Source organism: Blautia sp. HA9023, from assembly GCF_056504095.1.
In genome coordinates, this window is the sequence record NZ_JBWLUR010000008.1 from 303348 (window position 1) to 310000 (window position 6653).

General features: G+C 45.4%; 7 protein-coding genes (1 of these 7 only partly in view). 6 read left to right on the forward strand and 1 reads right to left on the reverse strand.

Annotation, left to right across the window (positions count from 1 at the left end; genetic code table 11):
- Positions 1-42: 42 nt before the first annotated feature.
- From AC04Q6_RS11415 to AC04Q6_RS11430, 4 genes are all read left to right on the forward strand, one after another.
- Positions 43-1161, forward strand: a complete 1119-nt coding sequence (locus tag AC04Q6_RS11415; RefSeq protein ID WP_118062386.1) for a LacI family DNA-binding transcriptional regulator — start codon at positions 43-45, stop codon at positions 1159-1161.
- 275 nt (positions 1162-1436) lie between these two features.
- Entirely contained in the window at positions 1437-2090 is a 654-nt protein-coding gene (fsa, locus tag AC04Q6_RS11420) for a fructose-6-phosphate aldolase (protein ID WP_015525668.1), read from the forward strand.
- A gap of 58 nt (positions 2091-2148) precedes the next feature.
- Complete coding sequence (locus AC04Q6_RS11425; RefSeq protein ID WP_294420488.1) at positions 2149-2997, forward strand: transketolase; 849 nt, start codon at positions 2149-2151, stop codon at positions 2995-2997.
- On the forward strand, positions 2985-3923 hold the full coding sequence (locus AC04Q6_RS11430; RefSeq protein WP_244832827.1) for a transketolase family protein: 939 nt from the start codon (positions 2985-2987) through the stop codon (positions 3921-3923). Before AC04Q6_RS11425 ends, AC04Q6_RS11430 begins: the two co-directional genes overlap by 13 nt.
- A gap of 15 nt (positions 3924-3938) precedes the next feature.
- Here the strand turns inward: AC04Q6_RS11430 and yyaC are convergent, their stop codons facing one another.
- Positions 3939-4541 carry a spore protease YyaC gene (yyaC, locus tag AC04Q6_RS11435; protein ID WP_021977968.1) on the reverse strand — a complete coding sequence of 201 codons (603 nt, stop codon included), beginning with the start codon at positions 4539-4541 and terminating at the stop codon, positions 3939-3941.
- A 158-nt stretch (positions 4542-4699) separates the two neighbouring features.
- Here yyaC and AC04Q6_RS11440 point away from each other — a divergent pair, with 158 nt between their 5' ends.
- Together AC04Q6_RS11440 and AC04Q6_RS11445 are read left to right on the forward strand one after the other, a co-directional pair.
- Positions 4700-5983: a LysM peptidoglycan-binding domain-containing protein gene (locus AC04Q6_RS11440; protein WP_119248104.1), complete on the forward strand. Its 1284-nt coding sequence runs from the start codon at positions 4700-4702 to the stop codon at positions 5981-5983.
- Positions 5984-6084: 101 nt separating this feature from the next.
- On the forward strand, positions 6085-6653 hold the beginning of the coding sequence (locus tag AC04Q6_RS11445; RefSeq protein WP_118062410.1) for a DUF5711 family protein. It continues 619 nt past the right edge of the window; only the first 569 of its 1188 coding nucleotides appear in the window; the start codon lies at positions 6085-6087; the stop codon falls past the right edge of the window.

Genomic DNA, 6653 nt, shown 5'->3' on the forward strand with positions numbered 1-6653 from the left:
CAGGTAAAAAAATTTTCCCAGGCAACAAAGGAGGTGAGACTGGTGGCAAAAAAGAAAGCAACTTCGTCGGATGTGGCAGCACGTGCCGGGGTTTCCCAGGCAACCGTATCCATGGTGCTGAACCGGAAATACAATGTTTCTTTTTCGAGAGAAACCGTAGAACGGGTGGAACAGGCGGCCAGAGAACTTGGCTATGAGCTTCCGGGACGCCGGAAACATAAAGATGACAGAAAAGAAAAGCTGATCGTTGTTTTCTGCCCCACACTCACCAGTCCCTATTATGTACTGTTGCTTCAGGGAATCGAGGCTGTAGCCAATGAGCAGGGATACGGGGTATTTATCTGCAACACCCAGCGAGATGCGGGTCTGGAAGAAAAATATCTCCGCATGATGCAGACCATGCGGCCGGCAGGAATCATTTATACCTGCAATCCCCATCCGGATTTTCAGCATCAGGTAGAAAAGATCGCAAAAGAAACACCCCTTGTCATCATCAGCAACAAGGAAAAGACTACTACAGTAGATGCCATCAATCAGGATAATACCGTGGTAGGAAGGCTGATGGCCAGACATCTTCTCGATCTGGGACATACGGATGTGGCGTTTATCACGCCGCCTCTTACGAGACGTCAGTGGCAGCGTTCCAAGCGAGTGGAGGGCTTTGTCCGCGAGTTTGAAAAAGAGGGAAAAAAAGACCACGTGATCATCAAGGCGGCAGATGAGTCCAATGACAGAAAGATCCCGCGGATGGATTCCGAGTATGCCATGGGCTACGAGCTGACTATGGAGCTCCTCCATGAGGGCAGAAAATTCACGGCTATCGCAGGCCAGAATGACATGATGGCCATAGGCGCCATTGATGCACTGCATGAGATGCGCCTCCATGTACCGAAGGATGTTTCAGTCATCGGATGTGATAATATTTTTTATTCCAGCATCCGCAGGATCTCACTGACGACCATTGATCATTTTGTTGCGCTGAAAGGAAGAGATGCCTGTGACATCATTATCCGCAAGATCGACACGAATGATAAATTTTACCTGGATGAAAGACCTGCCAGCCTGTATAATATCGAATATACCCCGAAACTGATCACGCGCCGGACAACGGGGTATGCAAGACTGGACAGAAACCAGCCTGATGAACAGAAAAATAAATAATGGCGCATAAATTATTAATAATAATATATAGAGAGAGTTTCCATGATACATTCGAATAAAAATCTTGATAGCCACGATAATTACGGCGATATTCGAATCGGATAAAAATGGAGATAAGCTGTTTTGGGTGAAAAAATTGACAGACACTATTAATAAAACAATATTTTATTAATAAAATATTTATTAATAAAAAAGAGGTGTCTTGACCCCCGCAATGAGTTTGTTATAATGGAATCATCAAGAAAAAGAACGAACGTAAACAGGAGGAAAAAACAATGAAATTTTTTATCGACACAGCGAAAGTAGAAGATATCAGAGAAGCAAATGACATGGGAGTTATCTGTGGTGTTACCACAAATCCGTCCCTGATCGCCAAAGAAGGAAGAGACTTCAACGAAGTGATCAAAGAGATCACAACCATCGTTGACGGACCGATCAGCGGCGAGGTAAAAGCTACTACAACAGATGCTGAGGGAATGATCCGTGAGGGACGTGAGATCGCAGCGATCCATCCAAATATGGTTGTTAAAATTCCTATGACAACAGAAGGACTGAAAGCAGTTAAAGTTCTTTCTTCTGAGGGAATCAAGACAAATGTTACTCTGATCTTTTCCGCTAACCAGGCACTTCTTGCAGCAAGAGCAGGTGCTACATATGTATCTCCGTTCCTTGGAAGACTGGACGACATCTCCACAGATGGTGTTGAGCTGATCCAGCAGATCGCTGAGATGTTTGCAGTTGCAGATATCCCGACAGAGATCATCGCGGCAAGCGTTCGTCATCCAATGCACGTAACTGCATGTGCACTTGCAGGTGCAGATATCGCTACTGTACCATTCAAAGTAATCGAGCAGATGACACATCATCCGCTGACCGATGCAGGTATTGCCAAATTCCAGGCTGATTACAAGGCAGTATTCGGTGAGTAATTGAAACCTCTTTTATATACAAACTCCCTGTGAACAACAGGGCACTAAAAAAGGAGACATTAATAACATGGATAAGTTAGAACTTCAGAAAGTTGCCAACGAAGTCCGCAAGGATATCGTAACAGCAGTCCATGCAGCAAAGGCCGGCCATCCGGGCGGATCCCTTTCTGCAGCAGACGTGTTCACCTATTTATATTTTGAAGAGATGAACATCGATCCGAAGGATCCTAAGAAGGCAGACCGTGACCGTTTTGTCCTTTCCAAAGGACATACAGCACCGGGACTCTATTCTGTACTTGCAGAGAGAGGATATTTTCCAAAAGAGGATCTGAAAACACTTCGTCATCTGGGCTCCTATCTTCAGGGACATCCGGATATGAAGCATATTCCGGGCGTTGATATGTCCAGTGGTTCTCTTGGTCAGGGAATCTCTGCAGCAGCAGGTATGGCTCTTTCTGCTAAACTCAGTAATGATGACTATCGAGTATATACATTGCTGGGTGATGGTGAGATCGAGGAAGGCCAGGTGTGGGAGGCAGCTATGTTCGCAGGCTTCCGTAAACTGGACAACCTGGTTGTGATCGTAGATAACAATGGACTTCAGATCGATGGTGACATTGCAGATGTATGCTCCCCGTATCCGATCGACAAGAAATTTGAAGCTTTCAATTTCCATGTGATCAATGTTGCGGACGGCAACGATATGGATCAGCTGAAGGCTGCTTTTGATGAGGCAAGAGCTACAAAGGGTATGCCGACAGCTATCATCATGAAAACAGTAAAAGGTAAAGGCGTTTCCTACATGGAGAACGCAGTAGGCTGGCACGGAAAAGCTCCGAATGATGAGCAGTATGCACAGGCAATGGAAGATCTGGAGAAGGTAGGTGAAGCATTATGTCAGAAGTAAAGAAAATCGCAACGAGAGCAAGCTACGGCAGTGCCCTCATAGAATTAGGAAAAAAACACGAGGATCTTATCGTTCTTGACGCTGACCTTGCTGCAGCTACACAGACAGGTATGTTTAAAAAAGAGTTCCCGGAGCGTCATATTGACTGCGGTATCGCAGAGTGTAACATGATGGGCATCGCAGCAGGAATCGCTTCCACAGGCAAGGTTCCCTTTGCAAGTACTTTCGCGATGTTTGCAGCAGGACGTGCTTATGAGCAGGTTCGTAACTCCATCGGCTATCCGAAGCTGAACGTAAAGATCGGAGCAACTCACGGCGGTATTTCCGTAGGTGAGGATGGTGCTACACATCAGTGTCTGGAGGATTTTGCCCTTATGAGAGTAATTCCAGGCATGGTTGTTGCAAGCCCTTCTGATGATATCGAGGCAAAGGCTATGGTGGCTGCTGCTTATGAGCATCAGGGACCTGTATACATGAGATTCGGACGTCTTGCCGTTCCGGTTATCAATGACAGACCGGATTATAAATTTGAACTTGGCAAAGGTATCGTTCTCCGCGAGGGAAAAGACCTTACCGTCATCGCAAACGGACTTTGTGTTGCGCCGGCTCTTGAGGCAGCTGAGAAGCTTGCAGCGGACGGAATCGATGCAAAGGTGATCAACATCCATACCATCAAACCTCTGGATGAGGAGCTTGTTGTTGCAGCTGCCAAAGAAACAGGCAAAGTTGTAACAGTTGAGGAGCATTCCATTATCGGAGGCCTTGGCGGAGCTGTATGCGAGTGCCTGGCTGAGAAGGCACCGGTACCGGTTAAACGTATCGGAATCCATGATGTATTCGGTGAGTCCGGTCCGGCATTAGAGCTTCTTCATAAATACGGTCTCGATGCAGAGGGTATCTACACACAGATCAAAGACTTTGCATAAAATTATGGAATGATTTTATGCATGAGCATGCAGCAGAGCGGAATGCGAATGTTCGCTGTGTGGATCTGATGCAGATAAGTCTGCTTCTGCAGGGAGGATCTTCAGGATTCCTCCGGCAATCACATCTGCCAGAGCGACCACGGTAGAGAGCCGTGTAGTCTGCAAGGTAAGATGCTCCATGAGTCCGGCAGTATTTACAATGCCGGTGATATGGATGTCACCTACAGGAGGCAGATTCTTCTGAACACCAGCACCTGGGTAAAGTGCACCATTTCCAATGGTCACATAGCCCAGGTGCTTTTTTTGTCCAAGAGAAGCATCTATGGCGATCACAAGAGCATGGGGATGAAACTTTTTGATAAGTGATGAGATTTTTTCCAGGTTTAAGGCATGAACCGGGCTGGAAAGTGTACCGTAGACAAAAATATGACCGGTTTCATGAGGCGTAAGCAGGTGTCCGATATATGGGCCTAAACAATCTCCGGTAACACGATCACTGCCGATACATAAAAATACGATTTCAGTCCATCTTTTGGGACAGTGAAGAATACATTTTTTCAGAAGATAAGCAATCTCTCCGGATGAACCGTTTTTTCCGGCATCAATGTAAAAAGCCATGGGGAACCTCGATTCTTTTTTCCCTCTATCATATCCTGAAAAAAGGAAAAATATGCATGGTGCGTAATCTGTCGTTAAATTCTGTGGATAGGCTCTTACATTCTGCTAAAATCCGCATTTTTACTGTGTTATGCTTGGGGCTGAAGGGGTGATATGAGATGATAGAGGTCATTTATAAGGAGGACAAGGAAGATCAGGGAACAGTACAGGAACCGTTTTCCATGCCGAGGAACGTAAGACAGATCGGGCTGGCAAACGGAGATTACAGGATCTATATAGAAGATTATGTATACACATTTCTCTGCAGTCTTGCAGAGGATGGAGAGACAGAAAGCCAGGGGAATGTGGCAGTGCTTACCGGTGAAATCCAATGGACGACAGATATGACCTGCATTTATGTAAAGGGTGCCCTGGCGGCAGATGGGATGGAGGCAACGGCGGAACATATTGATTTTTCGGAAAAAATCTGGCAGAAGATTCAGGATGACAAGGAACAATACTTCCAGGAACAGGAAATTGTGGGATGGTTTTTTGCACAGCCGCAGATAGCAATAGAGGTCACAGAACTCCTGGTGAAAGTACATCTCAGACATTTTGGGGGAGAAAAGATTCTGATGCTGATGGATCCGGGAGAACGGGAAGATGCATTTTTCCGTTATGATGGCGGCACAATGGCAAAACTGACCGGATATTATATTTATTATGAGAAAAATTCTCAGATGCAGACATATATGATCGAACGAAGCCAGAGAGAAGGCGGGAAGGCATCTGAAAAAGTAGAGGACAAGGCTGTCAGGAATTTTAGAAAGATCATAGACAGCAAGAAACCAGAGGAGCGGGAGGAGAAAACTTCCGTTTTTTCTTATGCGGCCACAGTGTGTCTGGCGCTGGCAGTTCTGGTAGCTGGTGTGAATCTTTACCGTAATCAGCAGGGGAAAAAAGGAGTTCCGGAAGATTATCGTGCGGCTTCCGCTTCGGTGGTGCAGATAACGCCGGTGATAACGGAAGGAACAGCTGCCCGGGAGACTCAAACCCCGACGCCTTCTGTGAAAGCAGAAAGCAGGGAGAGAATCACAGTAACCCCGGCCGCAGATCCTAAAAAGAAAGAAACGGACAGTCCGGAAAATAATGTTGTGGAAACAACAGTAACAGAAATTCCACCCGGATCAGCAGATACAGAACAGGCAAAAAAACAGAAAAAAAAGGAAAGCTCTGAAGAAAAGAATGCGCTGGCAGATTCAACAGAAAAAAAATCAACAGAAGAAACTTCTGCAACTGCCGAAAATGTGCAGAAGACATATGTAATACGTCCGGGAGATACTTTGTATCAGATAAGCCTGAACCGCTATGGGACGGTGGAGGCTATGGAACAGATCTGTGCACTGAATGGAATTTCAGCCAATGAGATCATTTATCCGGGGCAGGTGATTGTTTTACCCTGATAAGCTGTGCTATAATAACTGGAAAATAAACAGATAAGGCAAGGAATACAATCGTGAATATCATAAAAAAAATACAAAAAAAACAAAAGCGTAAAAAGCTTATGAAACAAAAAGCCAAACTGGCACAGGAACAGGCTGTACAGGAAGGGACTCATCACGGAAAGAAGAGTTCTCATCGTCGGAAAATTTCCCGAGGCGGAAAAAAGGTGATCGTGGTTGCGGCAGTTGCTGCGGCTGTCTGCCTGGCTTTTGTTTTTGTGGAAAAGAGAAGTTATCATAGCTATAAAGTATTGAATACAAGTGAGCAGGAAGATGTTGTTTCTACACAGTATGTGGAAATGGACGGGGATATTTTAAGATACAGCCCGGATGGAGTTTCGGTGGTAGATGCCAGTATGAACACGGTATGGAACGAGACTTATACCATGCAGAATCCAATTGCAGATGTAAATGGAAGCAGAGCAGTAGTCGCTGACAGTGAAGGAACATCTCTGTATATCTGTGACAAAAAAGGTGTTACCGGAACAGTTACTACTTCTTATTCTATCGTGAAGGTACGAATAGCGGCGAATGGAATGGTTGCGGCGATTCTTGATAATGATGAGAATACCTGGATTAATTTTTATAATCCGGATGGAAGTCTGGTAGCGGAAAACCTTACCAAGATTGA